Source organism: Nostoc sp. UIC 10890 (assembly GCF_054786515.1).
This window is the reverse complement of the sequence record NZ_JBSGKF010000186.1, coordinates 1-1,080: the sequence shown is the minus strand read 5'-3', so window position 1 is coordinate 1,080 and position 1,080 is coordinate 1. Positions and strand designations below refer to the sequence as shown.

Below are 1,080 nucleotides of genomic sequence, written 5' to 3'. Positions count from 1 at the left end.
CCCACGCAGGTGCTTTTTTACCTTTAATGGGAGTAACATTGTTCCAATGCCTTTCGAGTTCAGATTGAGATAAATGTGGGAGTTGTTCTTTACCCCAATTGATAGCATCTTGGATTGTTTTCCAATTAGTCCAAGGTTGTTTTTCTTCTTTGATATTGGTTAACTCAATGAGTGTCGCTTCCAACCAAAGTTTAGCTGCCTCCGAGTCACGCATTAACTGTTGTCTTGACATTAACAGGGCAATACTTGCCTGAATCTGGGTTAGTTCCCACATCTGAGAAATAGTAACGAGTTCCTGCCAAGTGTCTTCCTCCAGTTGAGTAATTTGTCTATTATCAGGAGCAGTTTTAGCCACTAGCAGGTCTTTGAGAAACCCAGTTAAACTTGAGTATATGACGAATGGGTTTTTGCCATACTCGATTAAGTCTTGGAGGATTTGTAAGTTAGTTGTTACGTCTCCTTTAGCAAGGTTTTCTGTTAGGGTAAGTAGGTCATGTTCGGGAACGACACCTGATAATTCCCAAACCCAATTTGGTGTGATTTCATCTACTCCCAGGTTGCTCAATTGATCGAGCAATACAAGACAGTTGCGAATAAAACCTCCACAAGACTTGACGATCGCCCAAATACCAGGTGCGTTAATGTTGATGTTTTCATTCTGGGCAACTTTTGATAAATACTGAACAAGTGTTTCTAGTCCTACTCTCCTAAAATCAAACTTTTGACAGCGCGAGATGATAGTTTCAGGAACCTTGTGTATTTCAGTTGTGCAGAAGATGAAAACTACATGACGGGGTGGATTTTCAATTGTCTTGAGGAGTGCTTGCCACGATTGACTGCTCAGGGCATGACATTCATCAATAATGAAAATTTTGTATCTTCCCTCAACTGCTGCAAACTGGGTAGTGGAAATTAACTCGCGGATTGTTTCTACCCCGCTATTGCTGGCAGCATCTAACTCAGTTACATCCAGTGAAGAAGAGGCTGTAATTCCCTTGCATGAATTGCATTCTCCGCAGGGCTTGGTTGTTGGCTCATCGGTTAACTGACAGTTAAGGGATTTAGCCATGATGCGGGCGG

Annotated in this window: 1 protein-coding gene; it reads right to left on the bottom strand. The window is 42.1% G+C overall.

Annotated features, from left to right (window positions below):
* On the bottom strand, positions 1–1,080 hold a 1,080-nt coding region (dnaX, locus tag ACWATR_RS40315; RefSeq protein WP_460346073.1), incomplete at both ends, for a DNA polymerase III subunit gamma/tau.